This window comes from Pandoraea apista (assembly GCF_001465595.2).
Lineage (GTDB): Bacteria > Pseudomonadota > Gammaproteobacteria > Burkholderiales > Burkholderiaceae > Pandoraea > Pandoraea apista.
In genome coordinates this window covers 3637122-3655626 of record NZ_CP013481.2, presented here as the reverse complement: position 1 = coordinate 3655626, position 18505 = coordinate 3637122, and the positions used below count along the sequence as shown (strand labels likewise).

The 18505-nt window shown below is 61.3% G+C and carries 15 protein-coding genes and 1 tRNA gene; 10 read left to right on the top strand and 6 right to left on the bottom strand.

The window, feature by feature from the left end:
* Positions 1 to 57: 57 nt before the first annotated feature.
* The 3 genes from AT395_RS16605 to AT395_RS16595 all read right to left on the bottom strand — a co-directional run bounded on the left by AT395_RS16605 (position 58) and on the right by AT395_RS16595 (position 3333).
* Positions 58 to 942, bottom strand: coding sequence for a sulfurtransferase (locus AT395_RS16605; RefSeq protein ID WP_058375218.1), 885 nt, complete (start codon positions 940 to 942; stop codon positions 58 to 60).
* A 154-nt stretch (positions 943 to 1096) separates the two neighbouring features.
* A complete protein-coding gene (locus AT395_RS16600; protein WP_042116745.1) occupies positions 1097 to 1957 on the bottom strand; it encodes a DMT family transporter in 861 nt (286 codons plus the stop codon).
* 260 nt (positions 1958 to 2217) lie between these two features.
* A complete protein-coding gene (locus AT395_RS16595; RefSeq protein ID WP_042116743.1) occupies positions 2218 to 3333 on the bottom strand; it encodes an aromatic ring-hydroxylating oxygenase subunit alpha in 1116 nt (371 codons plus the stop codon).
* A gap of 227 nt (positions 3334 to 3560) precedes the next feature.
* Here AT395_RS16595 and AT395_RS16590 point away from each other — a divergent pair, with 227 nt between their 5' ends.
* The 4 genes from AT395_RS16590 to folE2 all read left to right on the top strand — a co-directional run bounded on the left by AT395_RS16590 (position 3561) and on the right by folE2 (position 7978).
* Positions 3561 to 3830, top strand: coding sequence for an exodeoxyribonuclease VII small subunit (locus AT395_RS16590; RefSeq protein ID WP_042116740.1), 270 nt, complete (start codon positions 3561 to 3563; stop codon positions 3828 to 3830).
* Between the two features lie 117 nt (positions 3831 to 3947).
* Positions 3948 to 4853 (top strand): polyprenyl synthetase family protein, encoded by a 906-nt coding sequence (locus AT395_RS16585; RefSeq protein ID WP_094068486.1) that lies wholly within the window; start codon positions 3948 to 3950, stop codon positions 4851 to 4853.
* A 199-nt stretch (positions 4854 to 5052) separates the two neighbouring features.
* The gene (gene dxs, locus AT395_RS16580; RefSeq protein WP_048629799.1) at positions 5053 to 6969 is read left to right on the top strand and encodes a 1-deoxy-D-xylulose-5-phosphate synthase; all 1917 of its coding nucleotides are present in this window, start codon (positions 5053 to 5055) and stop codon (positions 6967 to 6969) included.
* A 199-nt stretch (positions 6970 to 7168) separates the two neighbouring features.
* Positions 7169 to 7978 (top strand): GTP cyclohydrolase FolE2, encoded by an 810-nt coding sequence (folE2, locus tag AT395_RS16575; protein ID WP_042116738.1) that lies wholly within the window; start codon positions 7169 to 7171, stop codon positions 7976 to 7978.
* Positions 7979 to 8059: 81 nt separating this feature from the next.
* Here the strand turns inward: folE2 and tsaD are convergent, their stop codons facing one another.
* Positions 8060 to 9091 carry a tRNA (adenosine(37)-N6)-threonylcarbamoyltransferase complex transferase subunit TsaD gene (gene tsaD, locus AT395_RS16570; RefSeq protein ID WP_042116736.1) on the bottom strand — a complete coding sequence of 344 codons (1032 nt, stop codon included), beginning with the start codon at positions 9089 to 9091 and terminating at the stop codon, positions 8060 to 8062.
* Between the two features lie 91 nt (positions 9092 to 9182).
* On the opposite strand from tsaD, the gene AT395_RS16565 reads away from it, so the two are divergent.
* The 3 genes from AT395_RS16565 (at position 9183) to dnaG (ending at position 13208) form a co-directional block, all read left to right on the top strand.
* Positions 9183 to 10433 carry a BaiN/RdsA family NAD(P)/FAD-dependent oxidoreductase gene (locus AT395_RS16565; RefSeq protein ID WP_048629865.1) on the top strand — a complete coding sequence of 417 codons (1251 nt, stop codon included), beginning with the start codon at positions 9183 to 9185 and terminating at the stop codon, positions 10431 to 10433.
* A 372-nt stretch (positions 10434 to 10805) separates the two neighbouring features.
* Positions 10806 to 11255, top strand: a complete 450-nt coding sequence (locus tag AT395_RS16560) for a GatB/YqeY domain-containing protein (protein ID WP_010806280.1) — start codon at positions 10806 to 10808, stop codon at positions 11253 to 11255.
* Positions 11256 to 11324: 69 nt separating this feature from the next.
* The gene (gene dnaG, locus AT395_RS16555; protein WP_048629864.1) at positions 11325 to 13208 is read left to right on the top strand and encodes a DNA primase; all 1884 of its coding nucleotides are present in this window, start codon (positions 11325 to 11327) and stop codon (positions 13206 to 13208) included.
* 14 nt (positions 13209 to 13222) lie between these two features.
* Here the strand turns inward: dnaG and AT395_RS25925 are convergent, their stop codons facing one another.
* Positions 13223 to 13810, bottom strand: a complete 588-nt coding sequence (locus AT395_RS25925) for a hypothetical protein (RefSeq protein WP_042116734.1) — start codon at positions 13808 to 13810, stop codon at positions 13223 to 13225.
* Here AT395_RS25925 and rpoD point away from each other — a divergent pair.
* Together rpoD and AT395_RS16545 are read left to right on the top strand one after the other, a co-directional pair.
* Positions 13809 to 15896, top strand: coding sequence for an RNA polymerase sigma factor RpoD (gene rpoD, locus AT395_RS16550; protein ID WP_224787557.1), 2088 nt, complete (start codon positions 13809 to 13811; stop codon positions 15894 to 15896). The two genes, AT395_RS25925 and rpoD, sit on opposite strands and share 2 nt — an antisense overlap.
* Positions 15897 to 15924: 28 nt before the next feature.
* A tRNA-Ile gene (locus AT395_RS16545) sits at positions 15925 to 16000 on the top strand.
* Positions 16001 to 16088: 88 nt separating this feature from the next.
* On the opposite strand, the gene AT395_RS16540 is transcribed toward AT395_RS16545, so the two are convergent.
* Entirely contained in the window at positions 16089 to 17429 is a 1341-nt protein-coding gene (locus AT395_RS16540; RefSeq protein WP_048629798.1) for an aminotransferase-like domain-containing protein, read from the bottom strand.
* Between the two features lie 198 nt (positions 17430 to 17627).
* Between AT395_RS16540 and AT395_RS16535 the strand changes: the two genes are divergently transcribed.
* Positions 17628 to 18488, top strand: coding sequence for a DMT family transporter (locus AT395_RS16535; RefSeq protein ID WP_048629863.1), 861 nt, complete (start codon positions 17628 to 17630; stop codon positions 18486 to 18488).
* Positions 18489 to 18505 lie beyond the last annotated feature (17 nt).

Below are 18505 nucleotides of genomic sequence, written 5' to 3'. Positions count from 1 at the left end.
CTTTTTCATTCTCGCCGCGTCACCACCACAGAAGCAGGAGCGCAGACGCTGTGTGATTTACGGTTGCGCGCCGGTGGCCACGGGGCGGCGCTTGTCGGCACACCATTCACTCCACGATCCCGGATAGAGGCTGGCGCCGTGAAGTCCGGCCACCTCCATTGCGAGCAGATTATGGCAGGCGGTCACGCCCGAGCCACATTGCGAGATGACGCGCTCCGGCTGCCGATCCTTGCCGATGACTTGCATGAACGCTTCTCGAAGCGTGGCGGCAGGCTTGAAACGGCCATCGGGGCCGAGGTTGTCTTTGAAGAAGCGATTGACTGCGCCGGGAATATGGCCGCCGATCGGATCGAGGGTCTCGTTCTCGCCTCGATAACGATCCGGTGCGCGGGCATCGATGACCAGACGTTCATGTGACGTCAGATTGCGTTCGATGGCTGCCGCATCTGCGGTGGTCGCCAGCGGCTCGCCGGGGGTGAAGTCGCCGGCCGGTGGTGTTTCAGGCGGTGCTGCATCGAGTTTGAATCCCGCCGCTTCCCAGGCTTGCAGGCCGCCATCGAGCACCGCAACGGATTCGTGGCCGAGCCAACGCAGCAGCCACCACAAGCGCGCGGCGTATATGCCGCCCTGTGCGTCATAGGCGACAGCCTGCTGGCCTTTCGAGAGCCCGCAGTCGGCGAGGTAACGCACCAGCGCATCGCGATCGGGAAGGGGGTGGCGGCCGTTCTTGCCAGTTGGCCTTCCAGACAGATCGCGGTCGAGGTGCGCGTAAAACGCGCCAAAGATATGCCCGTCGACATAGGCGGTCTCGCCAGCGGCCGGGTTGGCGAGATCGAAGCGGCAATCGAAGATGACCACCGGGGCGCCGCCACCGGCGGCGGTTTGCATCAGCGCATCGAGATTTTGCGGACTGATGAGCGTGGTGAAATGCGTGTGAATCATGACGTCTCCGCAGACGGGCGTGGGGGAATCGTTCAGCGGCAACTGACCGCGTTGCTTGCCGGGCGGATCGTGCGCGCCCCCCGTAAGGGTGCGCTCGCCAGCCGGAAGTGTGACCGAGCGCTTCTACGCCTCTGCGCCTTCGCGAGACGCCCAGTCAGCTTCGGGCAGGCACCGATGGTCGGCGCAGTGCCGTCATGCCGCTCGCCACAATCAGCAGCATGCCGATCCAGCCGGCCAGTGCGGGCCAATCGCCCCAGACAAGCATGCTGATCAGTGTAGCGAAGATTACGCCGGAATATTGCAGATTCGCAGTGACGAGCGTATTGCCCAGACTGAAGGCCCGGGTGAGCGCCGTTTGCGCGATGAGCGCGGCAATCCCGATGCCCAGCATGAGCGCAGTGCCGCGCCATGTCAGCGGATGCATGCCGTCGATCGCGACCCAGCCAAGGCCCAGCAATACGCCGCCGAGCGAAAAATAGAAGACGATGCGCCAATCCGGCTCGCCCGCCGCGCCAAGCTCCTTTACCTGCATGTACGCTACCGCCGAGAACACGCCCGAGACAACGCCTGCAACACCGCCTCCCCACGCCTGGCTGTCGATGGTTGGCTGGAGCAGCAGCGCCACGCCGACAAAACCCGCGAAGATGGCTGCCACCAGACGAAAGTCGGTCCGCAGGCTGCCGCGCATCGCGGCAGTCGCCATGACGATCAGCGAAATCCAGATCGGCGACATGTAATTGAGCGTCATCGCCGTAGATAGCGGCAATTGCGTGAGCGAATAGAACCAGAGGCCCAGCGAGATAACGCCGGCCGTGCTGCGTTTGACGTGAGAGCCAAGGTGGCGAGTGCGGATCGTCTTCCCCCGCACACCTGCAATTGCCAGCAGGACGATAACGCCGATAAGGCTGCGGTAGAGAACGATTTCGCCGGTGTTGTATTCGTTTGCCGCCAGTTTGATGAAGAGCCCCATCAACGTGAACATGAAGGCGGAGACCAACATCCAGAGCGATTGCATGGCGAATTGTGGCCGATTGGCGGCGAAGAAGCGCGTTTTTTGCTGAACGCGGGCGACTCGTGCGGTATGACTTGTTACCGCATGGTCATATCTGAAGCATGGCAACGATTCTAACGAAAACGGCGGACCGATGGTCCGCCGTTCCGTGAAAATTCGGCAAATATTTAATTCAGTCTCGCCAGTACCCCATTGCCGTCCGGCGGGACTTCAGCCGGATATGCCTGCATTCTCACCTGATGAGAGTTTCCGGGGCGAATCGCTCAGAAGTCGCCCATCTGGCGACGCAGGAATTCGTGGAAATGTTGCATGCCGTCTTCCATCGGGCTCTGGTAGGGGCCGACTTCCGACACGCCACGCTCGAACAGGGCGCGACGGCCTGCATCCATGCGCTCGGCGATCTCGTCGTCTTCACGGGCAGTTTCCATGTACGCAGCACGCTCTGCCTCGATGAATTCACGTTCGAAGAGCGCGATTTCCTCGGGGTAATAGAATTCGACGATGTTCGTCGTCTTCTGCGGTCCGCGTGGAATCAGCCACGATACGACTAGCACATGCGGATACCACTCGATCATCAGGTGCGGGTAGTACACCATCCAGATCGCACCGAAGTCCGGCGGAACCCCTTCACGGTAGCGCAGCAGCACGTCGTGCCAGTCGCGATAGATCGGGCTGCCCGGTTTGGCGAGACCTTCGTGCACGCCTACCGTCTGGACGCTGTACCAGTCGCCGAACTCCCAGCTCAGGTCTTCACACGAGACGAAGCTGCCCAGTCCTGGATGGAACGGCACGACATGGTAGTCCTCGAGATAAACCTCGATGAACGTCTTCCAGTTGTAGTTACATTCGTGCACTTCGACGTGATCGAACATGAAGTTCGAAAAGTCGAGATGATGCTTCACGCCCAGACGCGCGAGATCAGCCTGTACATCGCGACCTTCTGCTTCGAACAGCAGCCCGTTCCAGCGTTGCAGCGGGAACTTGCCAAGGTTCAGGCACGGTTTCTCGGGGAAATGCGGCGCGCCGAGCAGTTCGCCCGTCGTGTCGTAAGTCCAGCGATGGAGCGGGCACACAATATTGCGTGCTTTGCCGCGTCCATTGAGCATGACCGCCTGACGATGGCGGCAGACGTTCGAGAGCAGTTCGATGCCGTTATGCTCGCCCGCGCCGTTGCGGACCAGCATGCGACCTTCCTGCTCAGCCGGCAGGGCGAAATAGTCGCCCGCTTCCGGCACCATCAGTTCGTGACCTACGTAACGAGGCCCGTGTTTGAATAGGACTTCACGTTCGCGGGCGAGGAGCGCCTCATCGAAATACGTGTAGACCGGCAATTGGCTCGAGGCCGGTTTCAATTGCAAAGCGCTGCTTAGATTGGACATTCCCACTCCCGTCGAGCTTGAAAGCAGTGAACAACCCAACCATCGAAGAATCGATTTAGGGAACCGACGATTATACCCGGTATGCGCTGTCGGGGGCTGCTAAGTCCATGATTTGCGTTAAATAATGTCCGAAAATTGTCACCGCGAACGGTTTTCAGGCAATTTACGCTCTGCGAGCTGTCGCGCTTTTGCCGTAAAATGGAACATTCGACCTGAATTTTGCGTTTATGGCCAAGACTGCAAAGTCGCAAGACGCGGTGCCTGAGGTGCCGCAGGACCTGCCCGAGACCTATGAGGCTGCGCTCGCCGAGCTGGAGAAGCTGGTGGCGCGCATGGAGGGCGGTGAGTTGGGGCTGGAGGAATCGCTCGGCGCTTACCGGCGCGGTGCTGTCCTCGTGAAATATTGCCAGGGCTTGCTCGAGAAGGTGGAGCAGCAGGTCAAGGTGCTGGAAGGCGAAACGCTCAAGCCGCTTGAGGCGGCGCGCGACGACTTCTGACCGGCGACTGGCCATAGGGCAATATGGCGTCACGGCAAAGCGACCCACGACCCAAAGCGTCCCAAGAGGGGTCCGGGGCGAACCAATAACACGCGCGGCCTGAAGGGTACGTGCAGGATGAAGACGATGGCGGATCAGAATATCAAGGCCTGGATGCAGGCGGTGCAGGCCCGTGTGGAACAGGCGCTCGACGCCGCGCTGCCCAGGGCAGCCGATGGCGGCTCGGCGCGACTCAACGAATCGATGCGTTATGCGGTACTCGGGGGCGGCAAGCGGGTGCGCCCGTTGTTGTGCTTTGCGGCTGGCGAAGTGACGCAGGCCAGCGAAGCGGCCCTCGATCGTGCGGCCTGTGCGGTGGAAATGATCCACGCCTACTCGCTGGTGCACGACGATCTGCCGTGCATGGACGACGACGATCTGCGTCGTGGCAAGCCGACGGTACATGTGCAGTACGACGAAGCCACCGGCCTTCTCGCGGGCGATGGCCTGCAAACGCAAGCCTTTGCGTTGCTCGGTGAGGCCACGGGCGATCTGAGCGCCGCGCAGTCGCTCGCGCTGGTGCGCGAACTGGCGCTGGCTTCGGGTGCGCTTGGTATGGCGGGCGGCCAGGCGATCGATCTGGAAAGCGTCGGCATCAAGCTCACGCAGGCGCAATTGGAAAACATGCATCGTCTGAAGACGGGCGCACTGTTGCGCGCTTCGTTGCGTATGGGTGCGATCTGCGGTCGCGCATTGTCGGACGACGAAACCGTGGCGCTGGATGCCTATGCGGCTGCCGTGGGGCTGGCCTTCCAGGTTGTGGACGACATTCTCGATACGACGGCCGATTCGGCCACGCTTGGCAAGACGGCGGGCAAGGATGCTGCGAACGACAAGCCGACCTATGTGTCGCTGATGGGCCTTGAGGGTGCGCGTGCCTACGCAGAAAAGTTGCGGGCCGATGCGCATGCGGCGAGTGCATCGCTTGGTAATGCGGATCGGTTGCGTGCTTTGGCCGATTACGTGGTCGATCGTATCAACTAACCGGCCGATTGGCCGGACTGGCAAGTTTCGAGGCGGCCCCCGCGCAGGACGGGATCACGCGATCCGGGGGCGGTTGCAGTAGACATAAGCAAGGGGCAAGGAGGGTCGGCGCGATCTCCCCACAGAACGCACCGGCAGGAGATCGGGCTCGCTCTCTGGGGGGAGCTGTCCGATAAAAACGCCTATATATGGAACGACGATGTACGAACTTCTAAACACTATCGATGACCCGGCCGCATTGCGGCGTCTGGAGCGTCGCCAACTTGCGCCGTTGGCCGAAGAGCTGCGTGCTTTCGTGCTCGAAAGTGTGTCGCGCACGGGCGGGCACTTGTCGTCCAACCTCGGCACGGTCGAGTTGACGATTGCGCTGCACTACGTGTTCAACACGCCGGAGGATCGTATCGTCTGGGACGTGGGCCACCAGAGCTACCCGCACAAGATCCTGACCGGCCGTCGCGACGCGATGGGTTCGCTGCGTCAGCTTGGCGGTATTTCGGGCTTCCCGAAGCGCGACGAATCACCGTACGACACGTTCGGCACGGCACACTCGAGCACCTCGATTTCGGCGGCGCTCGGCATGGCGCTCGGCGCGCGAACGAAGGGTGAGAACCGCTTCGGTATCGCAGTGATCGGCGACGGCGCCATGACGGCCGGTATGGCGTTCGAGGCGATGAACAATGCGGGGGTCCATGAAGATGTGCCGCTGTTGGTCATCCTGAACGACAACGACATGTCGATCTCGCCGCCGGTGGGCGCGCTCAATCGCTACCTCGCCCGTCTGATGTCGGGGCGTTTCTACGCCGCTGCCAAGAAGGGCGTGGAGAAGGTGCTCAGCGTGGCGCCGCCGGTGCTGGAGCTGGCGCGCAAGTTCGAAGAGCATGCGAAGGGCATGGTCGTGCCTGCAACGATGTTCGAGGAATTCGGTTTCAACTACATTGGTCCGATCGACGGTCACGACCTTGAGTCGCTGATTCCGACGCTCGAGAACATCAAGAATCTGAAGGGGCCGCAATTCCTGCACGTGGTCACGCGCAAGGGTTACGGCTACAAGCTGGCCGAGGCCGATCCGGTGCTGTATCACGGCCCGGGCAAGTTCAATCCGGCCGAAGGCATCAAGCCGAGCACTAGCAGCAAGAAGACGTACACGCAAGTGTTCGGCGACTGGCTGTGCGACATGGCGGCAGCCGACAAGCGTGTCGTGGGTATTACCCCTGCCATGCGCGAAGGGTCGGGCATGGTCGAGTTCGAGAAGCGCTTCCCGGATCGGTATTACGACGTCGGCATCGCCGAGCAGCATGCGGTGACGTTCGCGGGCGGTATGGCGACCGAGGGCCTCAAGCCGGTCGTTGCCATTTACTCGACGTTCCTGCAGCGCGGCTACGATCAGTTGATTCACGACGTCGCGTTGCAGAATCTGCCGGTTCTCTTCGCGCTGGATCGTTCGGGCCTTGTGGGTGCCGATGGTGCAACGCACGCCGGTGCGTACGACATCGCCTATCTGCGTTGTATCCCGAACATGGTTGTGATGGCGCCGTCCGACGAAAACGAATGCCGTCAGATGCTTTACACCGGTGTGCAGATCGACGGCCCGTCGGCAGTGCGCTATCCGCGTGGTGCGGGAACGGGCGCGGCTATCGAACAAACGATGACCGCTTTGCCGATCGGTAAGGGCATCGTGCGCCGGGAAGGTCAGGCGCAAGCCGGACGTCGGGTAGCAATCCTGGCGTTCGGTAGCATGGTGGCCCCGGCGCTTGCCGCTGCCGCGCAACTGGACGCGACCGTGGCCGACATGCGCTTCGTCAAGCCGATCGACGACGAGTTGATCGCGCGACTGGCGCAGACACACGACTATCTCGTGACGGTAGAAGAGGGCAGCATCATGGGTGGGGCAGGTTCGGCTGTTGCAGAATCCCTGCTCGCCGGTGGGGTTACTCGGCCCGTACTACAATTGGGCCTGCCCGATCGTTTCATCGATCATGGCGATCCTGCGGCGCTGTTGTCGGCCGAGGGACTCGACGCGGTGGGCATCGCGAAGTCGATTTGCGCGCGTTTTGACCTGCAACCGCTGGAAGCCTCGCAGGCTGCCGGCAAGGTCACCACGAAGCTCGTCGCCTGAACGTCCGGTAGTCCTTGAATATCCGAACGATCCGGCTTGTGTGCCGGATCGTTTCGTTTTGCGTTGCGTATTTTCCATGCCGTGCCGGGGTTCTCCGGCACGTTCCCGATGACACTCGCCGGAGGCTTGCGAGCCGTGCGTCGGATACGTTTGCCCATTGCCTCCCCCCAGTCGGCTCGCCGGCAAAGAAGGAAACTAGATGAATCAGATGAACCCCGCTTTCGTCATGCCGGACGTGCAGAGCACCGTCGATACCCGGCAGATTCCGATTCAACGCGTTGGTGTGCGCGGTGTGCGTCACCCGTTGTCGGTGCGTCTGGCCGATGGCGATGCGCAAGCCACTGTGGGCTTGTTCAATCTCGACGTGCATTTGCCTGCCGATCAGAAGGGCACGCACATGTCGCGTTTCGTAGCGTTGCTCGAAGCGCATCGCGCGCCGATGGACGTCGCGGGTTTTCGCGCCATGCTCGGCAGCATGCTGGACAAGCTCGAAGCCGAGGCGGGTCGTATCGAGGTCACGTTTCCGTACTTCATCAACAAGACGGCACCGGTCTCGGGCGTGCAAAGCCTGATGGACTACGAGGTGACGCTTACCGGTGACGTGCGCGACGGCCAGACGCGCGTGTGGCTCAAGGTACTCGTGCCGGTCACGAGTCTGTGCCCTTGCTCGAAGAAGATCTCGCAGTATGGTGCGCATAATCAGCGCTCGCATATCACTATCGATGCCGAAATCGCGGGCGATATCGCCGTCGAGGATTTGGTGCGTATGGCTGAAGAGGAAGCGTCTTGCGAGTTGTGGGGCCTGCTCAAGCGCCCGGATGAGAAATACGTGACGGAGCGTGCCTATGAGAATCCGAAGTTCGTGGAGGATCTTGTGCGTGACGTGGCAACGCGTCTGAATAACGAGCCGCGCGTTGTGGCGTATGTGCTTCAGGCGGAGAACTTCGAGTCGATCCACAATCACAGTGCCTACGCTGTGATCGAACGCGACAAGCGCTCGGTGGCTTGAGGTTGCAGCCCCTTTGAGGGTTTGCAGAAAAAAACCGCTCCTCGGAGCGGTTTTTTTATTGGGCATTTGCCGGGAGACGGATCAGACGTTGCGCACGATATCGGCGAGATCCCAGCGAGGGCGCACGGTATATGCGTATTCAATGTCGGCCTCGTCCGGCCAATGCTTGAGGCGCATGGCGCCGGCAAAGGCAATCATGGCACCGTTGTCCGTGCAAAAGGCCAGATCGGGGTAGTGCACGCGATAGCCGCGACGACGGGCGGCTTCATTCAGGCCGGCGCGCAGTTGCGCGTTGGCGCCGACGCCGCCGGCGACGACCAGTGTTTTCATGCCGGTCTGCTTGAGCGCGGTCATCGACTTGGTGACGAGTACGTCGACGATCGCATCGACAAATCCCCGCGCAAGATCGGCCTTTTCCTGTTCGCAGACGTTGCCGGCGAGGTTGCGCACTTGCGTGAGCACGGCCGTTTTCAGGCCGCTAAAGCTGAAGTCGAGGTTGCCGGAGTGCTTCATCGGGCGCGGCAGGTCGTAGCGTCCCGGCGTGCCGAACTCGGCCAGACGCGAGACCGCCGGGCCGCCCGGATAACCAAGCCCCAGCAGTTTGGCGGTCTTGTCGAAGGCTTCGCCTGCGGCGTCGTCCAGCGTTTCGCCAAGCATCGCGTACTGACCGAAGGCGCGCACTTCCATCAACTGTGTGTGGCCGCCGGAGACCAGCAGGGCGACGAACGGAAAGTCGGGGGCATCCGGGGCGAGCAGCGGGGAGAGCAGGTGACCCTCCAGATGGTGCACGCCCACAACCGGACGATCGAGCGCGAAAGCCAGTGCGTTGGCGACGCTTGCGCCGACCAGAAGTGCGCCGGCAAGGCCCGGGCCCTGCGTGTAGGCGATGGCATCGACCGCGCTGAGCGGCTTGCCGGCCTGGGAGAGCACTTCCTCGGCCAGAGGCAGCGCGCGACGAATGTGGTCGCGCGACGCGAGTTCGGGCACTACGCCGCCGTATTCGCGATGCATGGCAATTTGCGAATGCAGGGCGTGCGAAAGCAGGCCGGCCTCGGTGTCGTAGAGGGCGAGTCCGGTTTCGTCGCAGGAGCTTTCAATGCCTAGAACCAGCATGGCGTAAGGAGGTGCGCGCGGAGCGTCAATAAAAGGGACAACCCGGAAGTATACCAGTCGACCTTATCCCCCGCCGGTTACAATGCGCGCCATGGAAAAGTTCGATGTAGCGATTGTGGGTGCTGGCGCGGCCGGCCTGATGTGCGCGGCCGTGGCCGGGCAGTTGGGGCTGCGCGTGGTGCTCATCGATCATGCGACGCGTCTGGCGGAGAAAATCCGGATTTCGGGCGGCGGGCGCTGCAATTTCACCAATATCAATGCGGGACCGGCCAACTACCTGTCCGAGAATCCTCGTTTTTGCCGGTCGGCGCTGGCGCGCTATACGCCGCGCGACTTTCTGGACTTGCTGGGCCGTCACCGTATCGCGTGGCACGAAAAACATCGCGGGCAGCTCTTCTGCGATGAAAGTGCTGAAGATGTCATTGAAATGCTCCGCAAGGAGTGTGCGGCGGGACATGTGCACTGGCGGATGCCGTGTGCGGTTCACACGGTCGCGTATACAGAGGCGGGCGGGGCGCATCGCTATCATTTGACGACGGATGCGGGGCATATCGCCGCAAAAAGGCTTGTGATCGCGACCGGCGGTCTGTCGATCCCGAAGATTGGCGCGACCGATTGGGGATACCGCATTGCGCGTCAGTTCGGTCTGGAGATCATTGAGCCGCGCCCGGCGCTGGTGCCGCTCATGTTTGATGCCTCGACGTGGGCGCCCTTTGCCGGGTTATCCGGCCTGTCGCTCGAAGTCGACGTCAGCACGGGAAAGGGCAAGGACGCCGGCAGTTTCGTCGAGGATCTGCTGTTTACGCACCGGGGATTGTCCGGGCCGGCCATCCTTCAAATATCCAGCTTCTGGACGCCGGGTCAGCCAATCACGCTTGATCTGGCGCCAACGTCGGACATCGAGGCGGCATTGTTCGAGGCAAAGTCGGCATCGAAGCGCCAGTTGGCGAATTTGCTGGCCCAATGGGTGCCGGCGCGACTGGCGGATGCCTGGGTCGCGAACAGCGGGCTTTCCCCTCAGGCGCGCGTGCAGGAGTTGCCGGACAAGGCGCTGCGCTCGCTCGCGCAGGCCTTTTCGGGATGGACACTCAAACCGTGTGGTTCCGAGGGCTGGCGCAAGGCGGAAGTCACGCGCGGTGGTGTCGACACGCGGGCGCTGTCGTCAGCGACGATGGAGGCTCGCACCCAGCCGGGGCTGCATTTCGTTGGCGAAGTCGTGGATGTGATAGGGTGGCTTGGCGGCTACAACTTCCAATGGGCGTGGGCGTCGGCAGTCGCCTGCGCCCGGGCGATGTCCGAAAGCGTTCGGGCGGATCGGGCCGGAGAGGACGCGCTGTCATAGACGGCTACTCTCGCACTGTGATACGCTCTCACCTTCGTGGAGACGACGCATCAATGGTGGTTTTCGGGACGTTTGTGACGACAGTTCAGGACGCTTCCGAAGCATTTCTGGACATTTTGCGTCCGACCCGTCACCGGCCAAATGGGCGTTGTGCGCCTGCGTCGGGGCGGGTCCGGGTCTCCGGCGAGCCCGCTTGAGATCGCATTTGTGATCGTCTCCCCAAGCGGGTTTTTGTGCTTTCTGACCCCCGTTCGCTCCTGCGCCAACTGACCGGCGGCGGCTGCGCGCGGTGAGTGCCCGATGGCGGTCGTCCTTTTCTTTGGGGCGGCATGCACTACACTGAAACGTATTCGAATTCCGGAACCCCTGCTCATGAGTCTGAAAGAACGCATCAACGAAGACATGAAGACGGCCATGCGTGCCAAGGCCGCCGACAAACTGGGGACCATCCGGCTGCTGCTCGCGGCAATCAAACAAAAGGAAGTCGACGAGCGCATCTCTCTTGACGATGACGCGGCGGTTGTCGCTATCGTCGACAAGCTGATCAAACAACGCAAGGATTCCATCAGCCAGTTCCAGGCTGCCGGCCGTACCGATCTGGCCGACAAGGAGGCTGCCGAACTCGAAGTACTCCAGGTCTACATGCCGCAACAGTTGTCGGCAGACGAAGTCGCGCAGGCGGTCAAGGCTGCCGTGGCGCAAACCGGTGCTGCCGGTCCGCAGGACATGGGCAAGGTGATGGGCGTGCTCAAGGGCCTGCTGGCTGGTCGTGCCGACATGACGGCCGTGTCCGCGCAAGTGAAGGCGGCGTTGGCTGCGTAATCCGGTGGTGCGGCAAGTTTCCGTCGCTTGGGCGACGGTGCGGCACCGCATCGCGATGGCATCGATCCAGTGATTCCCCAGTCGTTCCTGCAGGACCTGCTCAACCGCGTCGATATCGTCGAGGTGGTGGGTCGCTACGTTCAGTTGAAGAAAGGTGGGGCGAACTTCATGGGGCTGTGCCCCTTTCATAATGAGAAGTCGCCCTCATTTACGGTAAGTCCCACCAAGCAGTTCTATCACTGCTTCGGGTGTGGCGCGCACGGCAGCGCGATCAGCTTCCTGATGGAGCATGCCGGACTTGGATTTGTCGAAGCTGTCGAGGACTTGGCCCGGAATGTCGGGCTGGATGTGCCGCATGAGGCGCCGTTGCCTGGCGCGCCGGCACCTGCCGCGCAACGTGCGCAAACCCTCGGTCTGGTCGACGTGATGACGCGAGCCTGCGACTACTACCGCAAGCAATTGCGCGGTGCGCCGGTCGCCATCGATTATTTGAAGCGACGCGGATTGACGGGCGAAATCGCCGCGCATTTTGGTTTGGGCTATGCCCCGGATGGCTGGCAGAACCTGGAAGCCGCCTTTCAGAATTACCGGGACGACCAGTTGCTCGACGCTGGCCTCGTGATTGAGAGTGAAAAGGGCGAGGCGGGCGGTGCGAAGCGCCGTTATGACCGTTTTCGCGACCGGATCATGTTCCCGATCCGGAACACGAAGGGGCAGGTGATTGCCTTCGGCGGACGAGTGCTGGACAAAGGTGAGCCGAAATATCTGAATTCGCCGGAAACGCCGCTTTTCAGTAAAGGCAGTGAGTTGTACGGCCTGTTCGAAGCGCGCATCGGTATTCGCGATGCGGGCTACGTGCTGGTGGTGGAAGGTTACATGGACGTGGTGGCGCTGGCGCAGCTTGGCTTTCCGCAGGCGGTGGCCACGTTGGGTACGGCATGTACGCCGATGCATGTCCAGAAGCTGTTGCGCCAGACCGAGACGGTGGTGTTCAGCTTCGACGGCGACGCAGCGGGCCGACGGGCGGCACGCCGTGCGCTGGAGGCCTGCTTGCCGCACGCAGACGACAACCGGAGCTTCAAGTTCCTGTTCTTGCCTAGCGAGCACGATCCGGACAGTTACGTGCGCGAGCATGGCGCGGACGCATTCGCCGAGGAGGTGTCGCGCGCCATGCCGCTGTCGCAGTTCCTGATCGGCGAGGTGACGGCCGGCAAAGAGATGCACCAGCCCGAGGGCCGGGCGCGCGCGCTGTTCGAGGCAAAGCCGCTATTGCAGCAAATGCCGGCGAACGCGCTGCGCGGGCAGATTCTGCATGCGCTGGCCGAGCGGGTGGGAAGTTCCATCGAAGAAGTCGCCGAATTGTGCGAGTTGCATATCGGCGTCGCGCGGCGTCAGAACACATGGGACAAGGCGCCGCCCAAGCGCGAGAAGCGGCGCGTCATGGGCACCGAGCATCGAGCATTACAGAATTTGCTGATGTTTCCGGTGCTTGGAAACGAATTGACGGAAGAAGAGACCAAGATTTTGCTGGATGGGCGTCACCATGCCGAGATTTTCTCGGAAGTGCTGGCGCATTGTCGCGAGATGGGCGAGCAGGCCGACTTCCGGTACATGTCGGATCGGCTGCGCACCTCGCCGAACTGGGCGAGCTTCGACGACATCATCCGTGAAATCCTGTCCTTTGAAGAGAATGCCCGCGACTTATTGTTGTACGACCCCGCCGATGAGGCGCAGGCCGAGCGTCGCGAAGAGCAGATTGCACTGCGGCTGACCGAGCTGCGAAGCGCGATTCGGCGTTTGCAGTACGACGGGCTGTGCGAAGCCCTGGAGACGATTTTCAAGCGGCCGTCATTGACGTCCGATGAATTGCGCCACGCTCAGGCGCTGTCGCGGCAACGCGACGAATTGAAGCGGTTGCTGGCTCCGGTCAGCACAGGAGGCGCGCGAAGTTGAGGTAAGCCCGCGTGCTATAATGGAAAGTTTTCAGTGGGCTGTTTTCTGGCAAGCGAGATCGCTATGGCAAAGATGACAACGACCAGCGGAAAAAAGACGGTTATCCCTGCACCGAAGGCAAAGCGCGCGACAAGCGCGGCGGCGGCGTCCGGTGGGAAGGGGGCGTCTCGTTCTGCGAAAGCTGGCGTTGCCGTAAAAGCCGGCACGGTTGCGCAAGCCACGAAGAAAACAGCCAGCCAGGCAAGTTCGGCGAAACGTACTACGCAAGTTAAGGCAGCCGCCGGCGCAAAAAAGACGACCGGCAAGACGGCTGCGAAGGTGACCGATGTCACCAAGCGCAAGAGTGCGACCGCCGCGACGGTGGGGGCTGCGAAAGCGGCCAGGCCGACGGTGAAGTCCGAGCCGCCCGTCAAAGCGACGAAGACGGCAACGACCGCGAAGGCGACGGCAGGTGGGAAACCGCAGGCCCGACAACCCGCTGAAAAAAGCGCGAAGAGCGCAACTACCGCCAAGGCATCGACCTTGGCGGGCCGCAGTACACCTGCGACGCGAGCTCCACGTAAGACCGGGGCTCCAAGCAAACCCGAGGCAGTGGAAGTCATGCCGGCAACAGTTGAACCACCCGTCTCCAAGACGCGTGGCAAGGCCGCGAAGACCGCCGCTTCGGGAGCGCAAAACGTCGCAGCGAATACTAATGATCAACCCGTGAACGAAGATCAGACCAAAGTGGAAAAGCAGAAGGCGCGTGATCGCCGGGCAAAAGAGAAAGCACTGCTCAAGGACGCATTTTCCTCGCACCAGCCCGGTACGGCCGAGGAACTTGAGGAACGTCGCGGCAAACTGAGGACACTGATCAAGCTGGGCAAGGAACGTGGCTTCCTGACCTTTGCAGAGATCAACGACCACCTGCCCGACGACGTGGTGGAGGGCGACGCGCTGGAAGGCGTGATCGCAACGTTTAACGACATGGGCGTGGCCGTCTACGAGCAGGCGCCGGATGCCGAAACGCTGTTGCTCAATGACAATGCGCCGAACGCTGCAACGGACGACGAAGTTGAGGAGCAAGCGGAAGCGGCCCTGTCGACGGTCGATTCCGAGTTCGGTCGCACGACTGACCCGGTGCGTATGTATATGCGCGAAATGGGTACGGTCGAACTGCTGACGCGCGAAGGCGAAATTGAGATCGCCAAGCGGATCGAGGAAGGCCTGAAGCACATGGTGCAGGCCATTTCCGCATGCCCGACGACGATTGCCGAGATCCTGGCCATGGCCGAAAAGGTCGAGCGCGAAGAAATGCGCATCGACGAAGTGGTCGACGGTCTGATCGATCCGAATGCGGACGCTGTGGCGGCGGCCGCCTCTGAAGACGAAGATTTCGACGCGGATGCGGAGGAAGAAGCGGCAGAAGAGGAAGAAGAAGCGGACGAGGAAGACGACAGCAGCAGCGGTGGTGGTGCTTCGGCAGCGCAGGTCGAGCAGCTCAAGCGCGATGCGCTCGCCAAGTTCGCCGTGATTGCCGAGTGGTTCGGCAAGATGCGTCGTGCGTTCGAGAAGGAAGGTTATCAGTCGAAGCCGTATGTGAAGGCTGGCGAAGCCATCCAGATGGAGCTGATGACGATTCGCTTCACGGCGCGTACGGTCGAGCGTCTGTGCGACACGCTGCGTTCGCAAGTGGACGAAGTGCGTAACATCGAGCGTGCGATTCTGAATATCGTGGTCGACAAGTGCGGCATGCCGCGCGCGGATTTCGTGCAGCGTTTCCCGGGCAACGAAACCAATGTCGATTGGATCTACACCGTTGTGGCCGACAACAAGGCATATAGCTCGGTGGTGGAACGTAACGTGCCGGCCGTGCGGGAACTTCAGCAGAAGCTGATCGACCTGCAGGCACGCGTGGTGCTGCCGCTTGCGGAACTCAAGGACGTCAATCGCAAGATGGCGGAAGGTGAGCGTCGCGCGCGCAAGGCTAAGCGTGAGATGACCGAAGCGAACTTGCGTCTGGTGATTTCGATCGCGAAGAAGTACACGAACCGCGGCCTGCAGTTCCTGGATCTGATTCAGGAAGGCAACATTGGCCTGATGAAGGCGGTGGACAAGTTCGAATACCGTCGCGGTTACAAGTTCTCGACGTACGCCACGTGGTGGATTCGTCAGGCGATTACGCGTTCGATCGCTGACCAGGCGCGTACCATCCGTATTCCGGTGCACATGATCGAAACGATCAACAAGATGAACCGGATTTCGCGTCAGATTCTGCAGGAAACCGGTGTTGAGCCGGATCCGGCGACGCTGGCCGAGAAGATGGAAATGCCGGAGGACAAGATCCGCAAGATCATGAAGATCGCGAAGGAGCCGATCTCCATGGAAACGCCGATCGGTGACGACGACGATTCGCACTTGGGTGATTTCATCGAAGATACGGGCACGGTAGCACCTGCTGACGCCGCATTGCATGGTAGTATGCGCGACGTCGTGAAGGACGTGCTTGATTCGCTGACGCCGCGCGAGGCCAAGGTGCTGCGCATGCGTTTCGGTATCGAGATGAGCACGGACCATACGCTCGAGGAAGTGGGCAAGCAGTTTGACGTGACGCGTGAGCGTATTCGTCAGATTGAAGCCAAGGCGCTGCGCAAGCTGCGTCACCCGAGCCGTTCCGACAAGCTCAAGTCGTTCCTCGAAGGCAATTGATTGCTGCTGAGCGAGCGCCGGTAGTGAAGGGCCGTTAGCTCAGCGGTTAGAGCAGGGGACTCATAATCCCTTGGTCGCTGGTTCGAACCCAGCACGGCCTACCAGGAATAGGGCCAGCAGATGCACGTCTGCTGGCCCTTTTTGTTTTTGAGTCAAGCCGTTGGGGAAATTGCGCTCACGGTTGTCTATCCGTCACAGATACAACTGGTGGTGAATGACGCGCTTTACTGTTTCCAACGCCGCCCGGAGTTTCGGGATATCTACCGAGCCTAACGCCAGCCGTATGGCTTGCGTGCTATGGGACGACGTGGCAAAGGGTTCTGACGTCGAGACAGAAATGCCCTCTCGCATGAGTGCCATTGCAACCAGGTCCGCTCTGACCTCGGTCTCGAGTGGCAACCAGAGAAAATACGACGATGGGTGCCGCACGAACGACATGCCCGACAACATCTCCGTCGCGATCGTCTGCCGCAGCATCGCGTCCTGCCGCTTTTCTTCCTCGAGTCGCGCAACCGTGCCGTCGGCGAGCCAACCGCACGCCATCGCGGTAATCACGCCAGGCGTGTTCCAGGTGGTCGCTCTGATGGCGCGCTCCATGGCGGGTATCCACTTCAGCGGCGCCGACGCAAACCCAAATCGCAGTCCCGTTGCGACGCTTTTCGAAAGGCCAGAGACATAAACGGTTGTCTCCGGAGCCAACGCCGCTAAGGGCGGGGGTGGGTCGTTCGCAAGAAATGCATAAGCAGCATCCTCAATAATCAGTAGTCCATGCTTCCTGACGATCGCTACCAGCCGCTCGCGCCACTCAATATGCGTGACCCACCCGAGAGGGTTGTGCATTGTCGGCATCGCATAGATTGCGCGAATTCTCCGTTTGGCGCATAGACGTTCGAGTGCGTCCAGATCCGGCCCCGTCGAGGATGCCGGCACCGGTACCAGTTCCAATCGATGGACTTCGGCCAGTACCTTGAAGCCAGGGTAAGTCAGTGCATCCACAGCCACCACGTCGCCCGGTTTGAGCAGCGCCATCACGGCGACAGTCAGCCCATGCTGGGCGCCGTTGACGATCAATACATTGGCCCCTTCGACTTTCAGACCACTGCGCTCCAGATGTCTGGCCACGGCCGCACGCTCAATGGGGCGGCCACCGTGCGGCTGATACCTCAACGCGGCTTCAAGATCGCCTGACGATGCGAGTTGGCGTAACGCCTGGCGCAACGTGTCGGTTTGGCCCGGCAACGACGGATAGTTGAAGTTCAGGTCGACCGTGCCTGCGGCCACCAGGTCCTGTTGATCAATCCCATGTCCGCTGGGGAGCGAGATGTCGCGCACAAACGTGCCACGGCCGACTTCACCGCTGACCAGACCCATTGCCTCCAGCTCGGAGAACACGCGGGTCGCCGTCACCAGCGCAAGCCCATGTTTGGTTGCGAATTCGCGATGCGTTGGCAGGCGTGCGCCGGGAAGCAACCGTCCTTCGTTAATCTCCGTGGCAATTGCGTCCACGAGCGTCTTGTAGCGAGCTTTTCCCATCGTCAAATGTATCCATGACAATTATTTCGGTTGTATCGCACTTGGCCCATACAATGCTCGCTCACCCCCTAAGTTTCAAGTCTGACGCGAAATCTGTGCCGCCCCATGCGCTTCCGGAGCGGCGAGAGAGTCGGGGGATAGACCAAATGTGAAATCAGGTGTCGGCGGCAGCATTCGCGCCGGCTCGCGGAGATGGCGGTGGAAAAGGCTACGAGCGGTTGGATTAACGGGTTCATCGGCGTCGCGATATTTGCCGGGTCACTCCCTGCGACACGTGTGGCAGTGAAGGACTTCGATCCGACGTTCCTGACCTCCGCTCGCGCCACCATCGCAGCATTTCTGAGCTTGGCGCTCCTTGTTCTGCTCAAGCAGCGTCGACCGGAAGTCAAAGACCTCCCCTCCCTGGCGCTTACCGCGCTGGGGGGTGTCGTTGGCTTCCCGTTATTGACCGCGCTGGCGCTGCAACACGTCACGGCCGCGCATTCCATTGTGTTCCTCGGACTGCTCCCGCTTTGTACCGCGGCATTCGCCGTTCTGCGTGGGGAGCGGCCGAAACCCTTGTTCTGGGTTTTCTCTGTCATTGGGAGTGCATTTGTCGTCGGCTATGCGCTCATCGGCGGAGGTGAAGCGTCGCTTGCGGGCGATCTGCTGATGCTCGCCGCCATCGTGGTGTGCGGGTTGGGTTATGCCGAAGGCGCAAGATTGTCGCGCAAGCTTGGCGGCTGGCAAGTGATCAGTTGGGCGTTGGTTCTGTCGCTGCCGGTCATGCTGATGATCGCACTCGCCACCTCTCCCGATTCGTTTTCGCAGGTGACGGAGCCCGCTTGGTTCAGTCTTGGCTATGTGTCCATCTTTAGTATGTTGGTGGGGTTCGTTTTCTGGTATCGAGGCCTGGCCCAGGGAGGTATCGCCGCAGTCGGCCAGCTTCAGTTGTTCCAGCCGTTCATGGGACTGGGGCTCGCAGCGGTGCTGCTTCACGAACAAGTGAACTGGACGATGTTGGTCGCCACGCTTGGGGCCGTCGTCTGTGTGGCCGGCGCAAAGAAGTACGCCAGGTAAAGCGCTCTCACACGTCC